Raw genomic sequence first — 14,620 nt, 5'->3', positions numbered from 1 at the left:
TGGCATGAGCGCGTCATCAGACGTAAGGTTTGGACCGATTTGGCAGGGGCCAGTCCAGTGCGCGACGGAGTGTTGACATGATGGGAAAATGATAGCATCCGTAGCCCCCTGCTTTAACCCTTGAAGGTCATGATGCCAAAGCTCGTTCAATCCAGCCTTATCGACCACATTGGAGGTTGCCCGTGAATCCTGCGTTCGCTGGCGACCCCTACATTTGGCTTGAGGAAGTCGAGGGAACCAAGTCACTTGAATGGGTACATAAACAAAACGCTAAGACCGAAGCTCGGCTCGCACAGTCCGACGCCTTCAAACGGATGGAAGCTGACGTTCTGGCGGTATTGGATTCTGATACCAATATTCCTGGCGTAGACAAAATCGGACCGTACTATTACAACTTTTGGACGGACGCGAGCCATCCAAGGGGGCTATGGCGTCGGGCAACCCTGAATGAGTACCGTAATCCCGAGCCTAAGTGGGAGGCGGTGCTCGACATCGATGCACTGAACAAGGCTGAGGGCGAGAACTGGTTATGGCAAGGCGCCGACTGTTTGCGCCCAAACTACCAACGCTGCCTGATCGCACTGTCACGCGGTGGCGCCGACGCCACCGTCACTCGTGAATTCGACTTAACCACTAAGAGCTGGATAGAGAACGGCTTCGTGTTGCCTGAGGCCAAGGGAGGTCTAGGTTGGATCGATCTGGATACCGTCTATGTCTTCACCGATTTTGGTGACGGCACCATGACCAGCTCCGGCTATCCCCGCGTGGTCAAACAGTGGGCGCGCGGCGTCCCACTCAGCGCAGCCAGCGTCGTCTACGAAGGCTTGCCGGACGACCTGTCAATCTCGGCCATGCACGATAATACCCCGGGCTACGAGCGCGATTTTGTCTTCCGCACCATAGCGCTCTTTCAAGATGAGCAGTACTTGCGCGCTAAGGACGGTACGCTGACGAAAATCGATGTTCCGAACTCGGCTAGCAAGTGGGTGCATAAGGATTGGCTGCTATTGGAACTGCGCGATGACTGGACGACGGGCGAGGAATACGCGTCTGGTTCGCTATTATCGATTAAGTTCGACGATTTCATGGTAGGCAAGCGCAACTTTGATTTGCTGTTCGCACCCACGAATACTAGCTCACTGGTCGGGGCAATCTGGACCAAGAATCACCTTATCCTGAACGAACTCAATGACATCAAGAACCGCCTTAGTGTGCTGACGCCTGGAGAAAAAGGATGGCAACGCAGCGTATTCGTTGGTGCACCGAGTTACGGCACCATAGACGTCAGCGCCGTGGACAGCGACGACAGTGACTCGGTCTGGCTGACTTCTGCCGACTACGTGACACCTACCACATTGTTTCTAGCCGAGATCGGAAAGTCGCCAGAGACGCTGAAAACCCTGCCGACGTTTTTTGATTCCAGCAATGAGATCGTTGAGCAGCATTTTACCGTGTCTAAAGACGGCACCCGTGTGCCGTACTTTCTGGTGCGTCCGAAAAATCTGCAGCTGGATGGCTCCGCTCCTACTCTACTGTACGGCTACGGTGGCTTTGAGATCTCGTTAACCCCTTATTATTCTGGGAGCCTCGGGAGCGCTTGGTTGTCAAAAGGTGGGGTTTATGTGGTCGCTAACATCCGCGGTGGGGGGGAGTATGGCCCACGCTGGCATCAAGCGGCCCTGAGAGAAAATCGTACTCGTGCCTATGAAGATTTCGCTGCTGTGGCACAGGACCTAATTAATCGCAAGATTACATCACCGAAATACTTGGGTGTGCAGGGTGAAAGTAATGGCGGTTTGCTAACGGGTAACATGCTGACTCAGTACCCCGAACTATTCGGTGCTGTGGTGGTACAGGTACCGCTGCTCGATATGAAGCGTTTCAACCAACTGCTGGCAGGTGCTTCTTGGATGGCTGAGTATGGCAATCCAGATAAGCCGGAAGAGTGGGCCTATATTCAGAAGTTTTCCCCATACCACCTATTCGATTCAGCCAAGACCTACCCGCCGGTGTTCTTCCTGACGTCGACCCGCGATGACCGCGTACATCCGGGTCATGCTCGCAAGATGGCAGCCAAGATGATCGACACCAGCAAGGACGCCATTTACTACGAGAACACTGAAGGTGGCCACGGTGGCGCAGCCAGCAATGCTCAGTCGGCGCACGTGAACGCTTTAATCTATAGCTTCTTGTGGGAGCATTTGAGCAAGAAATAAGCATTTGACAGTCAAGGCAGCGATAAATGAATTGTCCGGTTGTTGCGTTTTTCGACAACGCAATTTGCGAACCAAAAACTTTGTAAGCTTCCATCAAAGTCACTAGGTGGTGTCACTCGGCGCAATACAAGCCTCTTATCGCCCCTCTCCAGCACTTCATGTGGCGTGTGAATTCCACACGCCCAGAAGTAGTCCGCGCCAGAGTCACTCAAGTGAGCGGCGATTCAATTGATGTCGTAGATGGACCGCCGACCGAGCGTTGACAGGATGTCTTTTTCCAAGATTCTCAAGATCTGCGAGAGTGTGCTCCGCGGCATTACGCACAGAGCGCCGCTGCCGTTCACGGTGCTCAGTAGCAACTGAAACACCAGATCTCTACCCCACGGGCCATCTCGTTGAGCGCAAGCCCATCCGTGTCGCCGAGGGAGTAATCGTTGCCGGTGATTCTGGCTTGCCGAACGGTGGTATCCGAGAGTGCCATAGCGAGCCCCTGATCAGAGTCAGGGCCAGATGCTCATCTCGCTATCCAAGCTGGTCCAGCAACAAACTGATTCAGTGAGCGTCCGAATTCAAGACTCTCATTCTGGAATCAATTCAGGACTTAAGAACACTGGATGGTGCTGGATTTCAGTAAGCGTCCAGCGAAGTCACCTTCCTAACGCCTGCGGAGCGGGCATGGGTGGCTAGCTACATAAATGCGTCATCTGTCGACCGAAGGCGACTGGGCTGCCAATCGCCAAGGGTCGATTTTTCGCAGATGCAGTTAGCGAAGCGCACGACACTCAAGATTGAGTCGGTCAGATCTACCAACTGCTTGCGCATAGGCACGCATGCCAATTGCAGCCCGGAGGAGGAGTTGTAAACAGCTTGGGCGCTTCCGGTGAAGCCACAGCGCTGATAAAAATTTTCAGTATTCAGCGTGGCTTCAAGATGGATCTCAACAAGTCCCGCCTTTTCCTTGTGCATCGCTAGTATCAGCACCGAATGTGATTGAAGCACCTTGCGTGCATGCCCAAGAAGTTCAAAACCGGCAGGAGTAAACGACAGGTGATGCGAGCGACCAGACGCATCTCCACCGGCAGTATTCGCGCCGGATACGCGTTCATGTCAGCCGCCAAAAGCTCGAGAGTTCTGGATACGGAAGGATGAGCCTCCATCGATTCGGTAAGTGCTGACGCAGCCTTTCTCTCAACGCAGTTCACAGACGTGGTGATGGGGATTCGAGGATCATTCACGATCAAACATTATCTGCTTTCGACGTCGCAGCAACAGCAGGAATTTCCGCCTATTTAGATGACCACGTGTTGCTACGATTACAGGGAATTTTTGAAGTGAAAAATTATGGCTGAGCAATAATTATAGCTGATCCATAATTCGGAATAATCCAGTTTTGCCTACCCCACCGTTGGTGAAACTCGAATCACCAGCAGCACACCGTCCAAACCTGATCGGCCTGCGTCGTGATGCGCCTCTATGGTGACAAAACAAGCCGGGAGACTAAGATCTTGCAAAGCTCTGCAAGCATTCGCGCATCTAGCAACGCATGGTGCGGCAGATTAGACAGCTCTTCCGTAGACTTACCAAGTTTCCCCTGATCAACATACAAACCTGAAAAACCGGGTTCAGGACAACGAGGTATTGATAGCGGCAATGCTGACCCAATAATCGCTATACCGGATGACCGCCACCGGCAGGCTGCGCTCCAGCATCTCAAGGGAGATCGGCATATCGTCGAGCGGGAAAAGGCCGTTGACGCGGATCTGCGCAGCGCTGTCGTCCAGCAGCACCACGCCCGGCAGATAAGGCCTGAACGCATCAGTGACCCAACTCAAAGGCTTGTCGTTCACTTCAAGCCACCCGCTGGCCCAGGAGCCTTCGCCCGGTTGCAGCGATGCCCGTGACAGCACGCCATGGGCATCGAACAGCAGGGAATGGGCGCCGGGCACCGCCACGCTCTCGCCATTGGGTAAACGCAAGAGCGCCTCGCCTTGCAAGGTCAACAAACGGATACCCGCCCCCTCTTCTCCCACCTGAAGCCGCCCCGCCTGGCTGTGCACGACTCCGACCGCCGTCGCGATCTCGAAGGACGAAACAGTATTCTCGGCGATGTCTAACAGCAGCGTGCCCTTGCGCAAGACCAACGCCCGCTGCTGGTCGAAAAAACGCGGCGATACGCGGCTGCGGGCGTTGAGTTCCAGGCGGCTGCCGTCGTCAAGCTGCCAGTACCGCCGCTCGCCGGTACCGGTCGCCCACTCGCTAGGCAGGCCCATGCCTGATTGCAACCAGCGTCCGAACAACCCAACGCCCAGGGCAACCCCTAGCACGCCGAGGCTGCTGCCGATAAATCGCCGTCGACTGGAAGGTTGCTCCAGGGCACGCAATAAGGGCGTGCTGGTACGCCCGCGCCAGGGAGAGGCTTGAACGGCCGCCAGCCCTTTGAGCAACTGATCGAATACTTGGGCATGGCGTGGCGATTGCCCGCGCCACCGCTCCAGGGCGCGTTGCTGCTGGCTGTCAAACGCGCCGGACTGAATCTGCGCCATCCATTCAATCGCCTCTTCCAGCACAGGGTCGTCGCGCTCGTCCGTGCTCATTCGGCCAACCCCCGGTAGCAGCAGCGCAACGCCTCTTTCATCAACTGATGAATGCGTGCCTGAGACAACCCCACACGTTCACTGATCTGCAGGTAGGTCAGGCCCTCCAGTTGACTAAGCACGAACACGGTCTTGGCTTGCCCCGAGAGGCCGTCGAGCAGGCGATCGATGGCTTGCAGGCTTTCGATGAGCATCCACTGTTCATGGGGCGAAGGGTGGACCTGATCTGGCGCCTTGGCCAGCACCTGCAGGTAGGCGCGCTCCAGATCCTTACGCCGCCAGGTCTCGTACATCAGACGCTGGGCAATGGTCGCCAGCAGCGCCCTGGGCGAACGAATCGCCGCTGGATCCGGCAGCAACCAGACCTGCAGAAAGGCCTCCGCCGCCAGGTCCTCGGCGCTATGACTGCAACCAGTATGGCGCCACAGGCGCCGGCACAACCAGCCGTAGTTCTGCTGGAACAATTGGGCAATCAACGTGTTCTTGAAAGATGACGGGCTATCCATATGCATTCAGTCACTTGAGACACCCCACGCCAACGGAAAAGACGGTAGTGAGCTTGCCGGTTTGAAGGTTCTCGACGGTCAGTCGTTGTCCTGCGTGTTGGGCAGCCGTGCCGACCACCAGCCGCACCCGGCACCGCCGAGTACCAGGGCCGCTCCCAGCCACGGCAGCAGTTGAACAAAAAAATGATCCACCACACCGGCACCGAGGAACGCCCCCAGGGCCACGCCCAACTGGATTGCACTGGTGTTGAGGCTGATCTGCACCGCTGCGGTTTCGGGGTTGAGTTGCACCAGGTACTTCTGGATCGCGGGGCCCGGCGCCATGTTGAAAATGCACCAGGTCGCCACCGCCAGCAGCAGCGCCAGCAGGGAAAACGTCGCCAGGGGCAACAGGCTCATCGCCAAGGCATGCAACAGCAGAAACACCACGAACGTGCGTGGCCCGGGCCAACGGTCCGCCGCGCGTCCGCCCAGCACCGCGCCCACGATGCCACCGATACCGTAGACCAGCAGCACCAGGCTGATCACGGTTTTCGACAGGCCCATGCTGCGCACCAGAAATGGAACGATGTAGGTGTAAAGCGTGAATTGCCCGGTCATTTGCAACAGCGCCGCCCCATGGGCGAGAAACACCTTGGCCCGCACCAGCGCCGCCCATTGCCGGGACGGAGTTATGCCGGGTGCGCCGGGAATATCCGGCAACCACTGTGACACCAGCGGCACACTGAGCAACGCAACGCCCGCCAGCAGCAGGAACAGGCTGCGCCAACCCCAGTACTCGCCAATCAGCGTGCCCAGGGGCACTCCCAGCACCAACGACGCCACGATGCCTGCGAACACCAGGCCGATGGCCTGCCCGCTGCGATTGGCCGGCACCAGCGCCACAGCGACGGTGATGGCGACCACCACGGTGACCGAGGCACTGGCCGCCACCAGGAGCCGGCTGAGCAGCAACAGCATGAACGTCTCCGCCGCTGCCCCGGCCAGGTTGGCTAGCACAAACACCAGCAGCACCACCAGCAACAGACGTCGTCTGAACACCCTGGCGCTGAGGTAGATCAATACCGGACCGGCCAACGCATAGACCAGCGCATAGAGGCTCATCAACAAGCCGGCTTGCCCCTGGGTGACGCCGAATGTCTGGGCGAGCTGATCGAGAATCCCCGCCACTACCAATTCAACGGTGCCGACCACAAACGCCAGGCCTGCCAGTAACCATACACCGGGCGCCAGGCGGTCGCGCTCGCTTGCGGCTTCCAATGCCTTACTCATGACGGTGTTGCTCCCTCGTCTGACAAACCGGTGGCGGTGTAACAATAACGGCCCGGGCCCAACAGCAACACGGTAGCCACCGAGAAGGCCGCCAGCAGCACCTGACTCGATAAGCCGTAGCCGCCCGAGCGGTCATACATCACGCCCAACACATAGGTGCCCAGGCTGATCGCGATGGCAAATGTAAACGGCTGCACCGAACCATAGATCACGCTGAAGTGGCGCAAGCCAAAATACCGCGTCAGAAAATACTGAGTAGTGCCGGTTTCACCGCCAGCACCAAGGCCGATCAGGAACACCGAGGCCCACAGCCAGCCCTGCTGACCGGCCTGAATCAACACCAGCATGCCCAACACCGCCAGCAATGCAAAAGGCAGCGCCACCCGGGGGCTGTTGTAGCGGTCTAGTGCAAGCCCCAGCAGCGGTTGCGACACGATCATGCCCAGCCACAACGCCGACAGCACGTCTACGGCATCTGAGCGTGCCAGACCCTTTTCCACCAGCAAGGGCACGCCATGGATGATCACCCCCGTGACCGCAAACACCCCAAGCAGCAAATTTGCCAGGATCAACCAGAACGTTATCCCCGCCCAGGCCTGGCGCGGTGTGCTGCCCTCGGTCGGGCGTCGACGGCTGGATGCAGACACCACCACAAGCTGCTCGCGAAACAGCCACCACAACAGGGGCAAGGCCACCAGCCCCTCAAACAGGCCGTAGATCAAATAAGTGGTACGCCACACAAACGCCTCGATACACAGGTTGCCGGCATACAACGCCAGCGGACCACCGACACCGAAACCCAGGCCCAGCAACCCATAGGCGGCGCCCCGTCGATGATTGAACCAACCGCCGAGAATTCGCGCATAGGGAATGTTGCCCGGCGCCAGCAAACCCATCAGCAAAAACAACAGATACAACTGCCAATCGGCCCGTACCCAGGCAGTGCAAGCCATGCACACCGCCAGCAGTGCCGTAAGCGGCAATACCAGCGCCCGCGCGCCCCAACGGTCCACAGCCCAGCCTTTGAACGGGCTACTCAGCGCCACCGCCAAGCCCAGCCAGGTCACCAGCAATACCACTTGGCTGCGGTCCCAGTGCAATTCGGCGCTGATGGGGTCGATAAACAACGAGAAGCTGCTGATCACCAACCCGGTGGGGCCAACGATGACGCCGATGACACAGGCCAGCAGCACCCCCAGCGTCACCGGTGTGAACTCAGAAGCGCGTGGCTCGACCAGCGGTTCGGCCCGGCTGATGGACGTATCACTCATGAGGCCGCCCTCAGGCGCTCGATCAACTCGCGCCGCAACTGAATATCGAGCGCACTCTCGGTCGTGGCCTCCAATTGGACAATATCGATGCCAGCCTGGTGAAACGCCAGGATGTCCAAGGCGACCTTGTCGATCGTCCCGACCCGCAGGCCGGCGAACGCGCGCTCGACCACTTCGACCGCCCATTGCTGACGCCTTGCCGGGCTCAACTGCCCGAGTAGCTCGCGTTCGTTGTCCCGCGCCAACTGAGGTGAGGCGCTCAGTTCCGCAGCGGGGCGCGCCAATAACAAGCCCAGGGCTGCCTCCCGCCACTTTCGCGCGGTGTCCCGCGCCGCCTGTTCGGTCTCGCCGAGAATCACCTGGAAATGCTTCCAGAACTTCAAGGGGCGCCCATCGGCCAACGCCTGCAGTTTCACTTTCAGTTGATAAGTGGTCTCAGGGCTGCTGAAGCTGCCTGCGTAGATGTCGGCAAAGCGCACCGCCAGTTGCTGGGCACTGTCCGACGAGCCACCGATGGACAACGGCGGACGCGACTGCTGCACCGCCGAAAAGCCGCTGCCGGCGTTCTCGAGCCGATAGAACTCGCCCGCATAATCGAAGGGCTCGGAACTGGCCAGGGTGCGGGTGAAGATCTCCAGGTATTCGAAGGCTCGCCGATAGCGTTGCTCCTTGTCGGCAAAATCACCGTCGCGGCGCACATCGGCGTCGCTGGAACCGATCACTACATGCACCGCCGCACGTCCCTGGGACAAACGGTCCAGGGTCGCCAGGGAGCGTGCTGCCACGGTGGGTTGAGTGACACCCGGACGGTGGGCCACGGTCACCCGCAGGGTGTCGGTGGACGACAAGGCGTAACCGGCCACCAGCCAAGGGTCCGGCCACGCGCTGGCCACGGCCACCAAGGCACTGTCCAGGCCATCGGCTTCCTCCAGCCGGGCTTTCTGCTGAATATCGAATGGGCATACCGGGCGGTTGCGCAGGTCGGGCAGGAAACGCCCGGCCTGGCGCTCAAACACCGTGTCACCGGCGACGGCACAGGCGCGCACGCCGCCGCGCAATTCAATGGACATCGTGTTCACCTCCCCTAGAAGCTGTAGACCGCGTTCACGTAATAGAAAGCCCCGTTGAAGCTGATCTGCGAGGCATAGGTGTCGTAGTGGTTGAATCCCAGGTAAGCACTTTCAGCGGGCAGTTTGTCGGGTTTGACGTCGAACACGTTGTTCGCCCCCACGGCCAGCGACAGTTGGCGAGTCGCGGCGTAGCGCAACTCGATGTCGGTGAGGTACTCGGGGGAGTTCTCGAAATGGTTGAACTCGGTGGTGGAGTACGCGTCGGGCCCGGTGTAATAGTCCAGTTCAGAGATGGTTTTACTGTAGCGCGTCTCGCGTACGGTCAGGCCCCATTTATCGCGACTCCAATTGGCTTCCAGGGACACTTGGCTACGGGGTGTGGAACTGGTGATCCAGGCCTGTTGCTGATCGTTGAGCAGCGGCCGGCCGTCGCTGCCGATGTGGTTTTTCAGCAGCTTGGTGCGGTTGAAGTTGGCGCCCAGGCGCCAGTCGATCTGGCCCCAGCCGTCGAGCCGGGTCAGGTAGGTGGCCGTGATGTCGAGACCGTGGGTGCGGGTGTCGGCGCCATTGGTCATGTAGTGGGTGCTGACCGAGGCCAGGCCCGACGGCACCGAAATACCGCCGGCACGTAGCGCGTCGATGGCTTGCTGGCCCGAGTAGGTGCCGCCGTCGACGATACGGTCACGCAGGGTGATCTGGTACGCGTCGATGGCAATATTCAAGTCGCTCAGCGGGTTGAGCACCAACCCCAGGTTGTAGTTGATCGACTTCTCGGGCTTGAGGTCCTCAGCTTCCAGCATCTTGGCCGCCGCCGAGTTGGCGGCGAGCAACCCGGTGGCAATCGTCGGCGAGACCCCAAGGCTGGTGTAGTTCTCCTGGGCCAGGGACGGCGCACGAAACCCGGAACTGACACTGGCCCGCAGGCCCACCTGGGGATTGAAATCGTACCGGGTCGAGAGCTTGCCGTTGGTGGTACTGCCAAAGTCGCTGTAATGCTCGTAACGGGCCGCCGTCGCCACTTGCCATTGCTCAGTCAGGTGGGTGGAGAGGTCCAGGTAGCCGCCCAGCACGTCCCGCGTCCACTGCCCGGCGGTGGCGGGTGCCTGGCCAGGCAAGGCTTTGGAGCCGCCGTTGTAGTAGGAGTAGTAATCGCCGGCGCCAACCTTATACAGGTCACGGCGCTGCTCCAGTCCCCAGGAAAAGTTCAGCAGTTTGGGCAGCAGCGCTACGTCGAAGGCACGGCGCAAGTCCAGGTTGTTGGTCCATTGGGTGACCTTGTATTCGGCCAGGTCAAACTTGCGCGGGGTGGTGCCGGTTTCGTTGTACAGCGCGAGGTTGACCGAGTGATCCATTCCGATATCGGGCTTGTCGGCGCCGTAGGTGGAGCTCAGGTCCCAATCCCAGTCACCGAACAGTTCCACGCCGCGCAGGCCGGCGGTGAGGGAATAGTCGTCCTCATCACTGGTGATGCGTGGCGTAAAGCCGTTGGGGTAAATGGTCGGCACCAGTGTGGGCAACTGGTAGATCTGCGCCGAAGACACCGTGCGATGGGTGTAGGTCGCGAAGCTGTAGAAATCCAGCTGGTCGGTCAGCGCCGCCCCCGTGTTGAACGCCAGGGCCTGTCGATGCACGGCCGGGTCGCCAATGGAGGGGTTGCCGTAATGCCCGGTACGCTCGTCGATGCCGGCGCGGATCGTACTCTTTTGCTCACGGAACTCGGCGCTGAGATTCAAGTAGCCGGTCTCACCCACCCGGTAGCCGTTGTTCACCGCTCCGCCCTGGGAAAAGCCGTCACCCGCACCGTACTGGCCAGCGTTGTAGGAGACCAGCCCGCCCTGGTCGGCCGAGCGCAGAATGATGTTGATCACTCCGGCAATGGCATCGGAGCCGTATTGGGCCGAGGCGCCGTCTCGCAGTACTTCGATGTGGTCGATGGCGGCCATGGGGATGGTGTCCAGGTCGACCCCGGTGGAACCACTCTGCAAGCCGCCGCTGACGTTGATATTGGCCGTCTCGTGGCGACGCTTGCCATTGACCAGCACCAGTACATGGTTGGGGCTCAGGCCCCGCAGGGACTGGGCGTTGGTCAGCGCCGAGGCGTTGTAGGCCTGGGCCTGGCGCGACAACGAGGGCAGTAACTTGATCAAGGCTTCGCGCACATTCTGGGTGCCGGTCTGGCGCAATTGCTCGTTGGAGACCACGTCAATCGGGCTCAGGCTGTCAGTGGCCTTGACGTCTGCCTGGCGAGTCCCGGTCACCACCACGGTGGCCAGGGTTCCCGCCGAGGTTGCGGAGGTTGAGGTGGTGGGCTGTGGCGCCTGGGAGGCCGCCGTGTGCAAGGTCAAGACGCCGGAGGCGCTGCGGCTGAAATCCAGGCCGCTGCCGCGCAAGGCTTGCTCCAAGGCCTGGTCCACGCTCAACGAGCCTTTGATGGCAGGCCCCGACACCCCCTGCACCCGCGCCTGATCAAACGAGATCGGCGTGCGGCTCTGGCGGACGATGCTCAGCAGCACCTGAGACAAATCCCCCGCCGGAATATCAAAGGACAACACCTGAACCTTGCCCGCCGGTGCGGCAGGTTGGGCCCAGAGCGGCTCGTCCGCCATCAGGCAGGTAAAGCCCATGGCCCAGATCACGGGAGTACGGTGCAAACAGGACGGACGTTCATTTGACATCATCAACTTACCCTAAGGAAATCACGTACCTGTGTGTGCAACTGCCCCAGGTTCTTTTCAGCAGCGATCCAGACTGTTTATTCATAAGGTTATGCCCCGCTTTTTTCCGCACGTCGAACACAGCGCCAGACGCTGACGGGGATGTCTGTCACATGCCCCTGGCGCGCCATGCGTTGTTTGGCGATGGCGCCCAGGCGGGCAAAGAACTCCTCGATTCGCTCCGGTGGCACCAACGGGCTGAAGTAGGTACCAAAGGTGGCGGCGTGAAAGCGCTGGTATTCCTCGATGCTGTGGATCCGCAGCGCCGCCGAGCGACTGGCAATCGAACGCACCTGAAAGTGGCGCTGCACCAGCGCTTCCAGCGCCACCCGTGATCGGGTACGCGTGCCCATCGGCAGTACCGCCGCTTCGGCGAAATGCGTCTGCACGTGCCCCGGCGTGACCAGTTTCATCGCCAGCAGTGCCTCGCCTACCAACTCATCCTCACCGCCCAACCCTTGCGGCGAACCGGGGTGATGAGACGTGAAGAGAAACACGCCCTGTTCATCCAGATGCCGTGCCACCCACTGGAACAACTGGTCCTCATAGGGATACAACCAATGCAGGACAGCCGTCATGCTGATCAGGTCAAAACGCTGCTCCAGCGTGGGCAGGTCCAGCAGGTCGCCCTGCTGCAACACCACCTCGGCCGGGGCATGGCGCAACTGCTCGCGCGCCAGGTCCAGGCGCAACTGCGAACGCTCGATGCCCCACACCTGCTCCAGGCTCGGCCAGCGCTCCACGGCCCCCTGCAACAGCGAACCGATGCCGCAACCCAGGTCGAGCAAACGCCTGGGCTGGATCTGTGCACGCCCCAGGACCCAGTCCTGGTCACGCAACTGCAAGAGTTGGCTGGAGGTTTCATAACCGGCCAGGGTACGGGCTTGCTCAATGATCGTGCTCATGCTCGATGGCTCCTGCGTGGATGAGGATTTCCCTGGTAATGGTCCATTCGCAGCCATGGCCCTGTTCGTCGGCCAGCAACGTCCAGCGGGCGTCACACCCCTTGGCATGGACCAGCGAAGACAGCAGCTTGGTGCAATAGGTGCAGGCCGACTTCAAGGTGATCGGCACGCCATTGGCCCGGGCACGCTCGCGGTAGTCCCAGATGCCGCAGTGGTGCACCTCGAATAGGCTGGCGTCGGGGGCGACCTGGCGAATCTCGAAACGCGTGCCGTAGATCGAAGCCTGGCGCCCCAGGCGCTCGGCCGCCGCAGAGGGTTCACCTTGGCCGGCAGGCTCCAGAGCGCGATACACCTGGCCGGTGGCGGCCGCCCAGGCATCCAGGTCGTAAACCTGCTTGCGCTGCACGATGAATTGTTCGATCAACGCCTGGGTGCGGAAAAACACCGCCTGCCACTCGGTACTGCCAGCGCCCACGGCGGGCGGCAAGTCGTGGAAGATCCGCCCGGTGACGTCAACCCAGTCGGCGAGGTCCTGCGCCCGATGTTCCTGGATCAAGTAGGCCGTCATCGCGCTGTGGGCCTCAAACAGACGCTGACGCCACAGCGCACCTTGCTCGGCCGGCGTCAGGGGCGCCGCACTCATGGCTGCGCAACCTGATGCAGGAAGGGCAAGAGCTGCTCCAGCACCGCCTCGGGTGCTTCTTCGGCCAGCATATGGCTGGCCGCAATCGCCGCGCCCCGCACCTCCACGGCCCAGGATTGCCACACCGCCAACGGGTGGCTGGCCGCGGCGTAGGGACGGTCCTGCCACAGCACCAGCACCGGGCAGCACACCTGGTGACCGGCGTCGCGGTCGGCCTGGTCGGCGGCGGCATCGGCGCCGGCTGCCGCCCGGTAGTCTTCGCACATCGCGTGCAACACCTCGGGACGGGCAAAAGCCTGATGGTAACTTTCCAGCGCCAGCGGATGATAAATATCGCGACCCTGGGCCATGCGCTGTAACGTCCAGTCGAGGAAATAGCCAGGGTTGGCACCGATCAGCCGCTCCGGCAAATCAAACGGCTGGGCCAGGAAAAACCAGTGGTAGGCGTTCAGGGCAAAGGCCTTGTTGACCCCCGCCCAGACATCCAGGATCGGCACCACTGTCAGCGACACCAGAGCACTCACCGCTTGCGGGTGTTCCAGCGCCAAGCGATACGCCACCCGTGCGCCACGGTCATGGCCCACTACCGCGAACCGCGAAAACCCCAGCTTCTGCATGACGTCCAACTGGTCCAGGGCCAATGCGCTCTTGTCATAAGCGCCCGGCGCGCTGGCATCCAGGGCGCGGGATTCGCCGTAGCCGCGCAGGTCTGCCAGCACCACCGTGTAGTCCTCGGCCAGGCGCGGGGCGACGCGGTGCCAGGCCAGGTGGTTTTGCGGGTAACCGTGCAACAGCAACAGTGGCGGGCCACTGCCCTTGACCGCCACCTGAATCCGCGCACCGCGGGTGGTCAGGGTCGAGAACTCGAAACCGGGAAGCAATGAATGACTCATGAAGGGCTCCTGCCTCATAAAATGATGCTGATGCGCCGCTGGGCACTGATGGTTTCGTGGTCCAGGCAAATGTCGCGCTTGAGAATCCGCAAGCCACGAGGGCTGTCGTGCAGCACATGGGTGGCCTCGCCGACGAAGTACCAGGTTTGTTGGTTGCGAAACTGGTGCACCACGAAGTTGCTTTTGATGGTCAACTGCTCACCGTCCCGGGACTTGATCCGCACGTTGCTCACCAGGCGTCGGGTACGGGAAGGCGGCGTCTCCATCCAGCTGTGGCCACTGAGCAGGCTGTCGACCCGCTCATGCAGGCGGCCGTAGTCATCGGCAATGATGAACAGGCTGTCGTGGGGCTCGCCCTCAACCAGATGGCGTTGCAACGGCAGCACCCGGTACTGGGCGGGTTGATCGAACAGGCCGATCCAGGTTTCCAGCTCGCGGTTGTCCAGCAGCTCGGCTTCGCTGATCAGGAAGTCGCTGACCCGGGCCTGCAAGCTCGCGGCGCTGATGTTCAATGGAAGGCTCATGGGCATGTCCCC

General features: G+C 60.6%; 12 protein-coding genes and 1 pseudogene. 1 reads left to right on the top strand and 12 read right to left on the bottom strand.

Annotated features, from left to right (window positions below; genetic code table 11):
- The first annotated feature begins 182 nt into the window (after positions 1-182).
- Positions 183-2,216 (top strand): prolyl oligopeptidase family protein, encoded by a 2,034-nt coding sequence (locus GH769_RS06920; RefSeq protein WP_256670306.1) that lies wholly within the window; start codon positions 183-185, stop codon positions 2,214-2,216.
- Between the two features lie 349 nt (positions 2,217-2,565).
- Here GH769_RS06920 and GH769_RS29000 read toward each other — a convergent pair whose 3' ends face one another.
- The 12 genes and pseudogenes from GH769_RS29000 to GH769_RS06860 all read right to left on the bottom strand — a co-directional run bounded on the left by GH769_RS29000 (position 2,566) and on the right by GH769_RS06860 (position 14,608).
- On the bottom strand, positions 2,566-2,697 hold the full coding sequence (locus GH769_RS29000; protein WP_256670305.1) for a hypothetical protein: 132 nt from the start codon (positions 2,695-2,697) through the stop codon (positions 2,566-2,568).
- Between the two features lie 206 nt (positions 2,698-2,903).
- Positions 2,904-3,164: pseudogene (locus tag GH769_RS28995) on the bottom strand (hypothetical protein); the annotation flags it as partial.
- Positions 3,165-3,838: 674 nt separating this feature from the next.
- Complete coding sequence (locus tag GH769_RS06905) at positions 3,839-4,810, bottom strand: FecR family protein (RefSeq protein ID WP_153649553.1); 972 nt, start codon at positions 4,808-4,810, stop codon at positions 3,839-3,841.
- Complete coding sequence (locus tag GH769_RS06900) at positions 4,807-5,316, bottom strand: sigma-70 family RNA polymerase sigma factor (RefSeq protein ID WP_153649552.1); 510 nt, start codon at positions 5,314-5,316, stop codon at positions 4,807-4,809. Before GH769_RS06900 ends, GH769_RS06905 begins: the two co-directional genes overlap by 4 nt.
- A gap of 78 nt (positions 5,317-5,394) precedes the next feature.
- Positions 5,395-6,588, bottom strand: coding sequence for an MFS transporter (locus GH769_RS06895; RefSeq protein WP_153649551.1), 1,194 nt, complete (start codon positions 6,586-6,588; stop codon positions 5,395-5,397).
- On the bottom strand, positions 6,585-7,859 hold the full coding sequence (locus tag GH769_RS06890; protein ID WP_153649550.1) for an MFS transporter: 1,275 nt from the start codon (positions 7,857-7,859) through the stop codon (positions 6,585-6,587). The genes GH769_RS06895 and GH769_RS06890 overlap by 4 nt, the downstream gene beginning before the upstream one ends.
- Positions 7,856-8,929 (bottom strand): LLM class flavin-dependent oxidoreductase, encoded by a 1,074-nt coding sequence (locus GH769_RS06885; RefSeq protein WP_153649549.1) that lies wholly within the window; start codon positions 8,927-8,929, stop codon positions 7,856-7,858. Before GH769_RS06885 ends, GH769_RS06890 begins: the two co-directional genes overlap by 4 nt.
- Before the next feature lie 14 nt (positions 8,930-8,943).
- Positions 8,944-11,604, bottom strand: a complete 2,661-nt coding sequence (locus GH769_RS06880; protein ID WP_153649548.1) for a TonB-dependent receptor — start codon at positions 11,602-11,604, stop codon at positions 8,944-8,946.
- An 89-nt stretch (positions 11,605-11,693) separates the two neighbouring features.
- The gene (locus GH769_RS06875; RefSeq protein WP_153649547.1) at positions 11,694-12,548 is read right to left on the bottom strand and encodes a trans-aconitate 2-methyltransferase; all 855 of its coding nucleotides are present in this window, start codon (positions 12,546-12,548) and stop codon (positions 11,694-11,696) included.
- Positions 12,532-13,191 (bottom strand): hypothetical protein, encoded by a 660-nt coding sequence (locus tag GH769_RS06870; protein ID WP_153649546.1) that lies wholly within the window; start codon positions 13,189-13,191, stop codon positions 12,532-12,534. The genes GH769_RS06875 and GH769_RS06870 overlap by 17 nt, the downstream gene beginning before the upstream one ends.
- Positions 13,188-14,084: an alpha/beta fold hydrolase gene (locus GH769_RS06865; protein WP_153649545.1), complete on the bottom strand. Its 897-nt coding sequence runs from the start codon at positions 14,082-14,084 to the stop codon at positions 13,188-13,190. Before GH769_RS06865 ends, GH769_RS06870 begins: the two co-directional genes overlap by 4 nt.
- 14 nt (positions 14,085-14,098) lie before the next feature.
- Positions 14,099-14,608 (bottom strand): aromatic-ring-hydroxylating dioxygenase subunit beta, encoded by a 510-nt coding sequence (locus GH769_RS06860; protein WP_153649544.1) that lies wholly within the window; start codon positions 14,606-14,608, stop codon positions 14,099-14,101.
- Positions 14,609-14,620: the final 12 nt, after the last annotated feature.

This window comes from Pseudomonas sp. CFSAN084952 (genome assembly GCF_009648855.1).
GTDB classification, from domain to species: Bacteria; Pseudomonadota; Gammaproteobacteria; order Pseudomonadales; family Pseudomonadaceae; genus Aquipseudomonas; species Aquipseudomonas paracarnis.
Note: the sequence above shows the minus strand (reverse complement) of the source record. Positions and strands in the feature narration are given on the sequence as shown.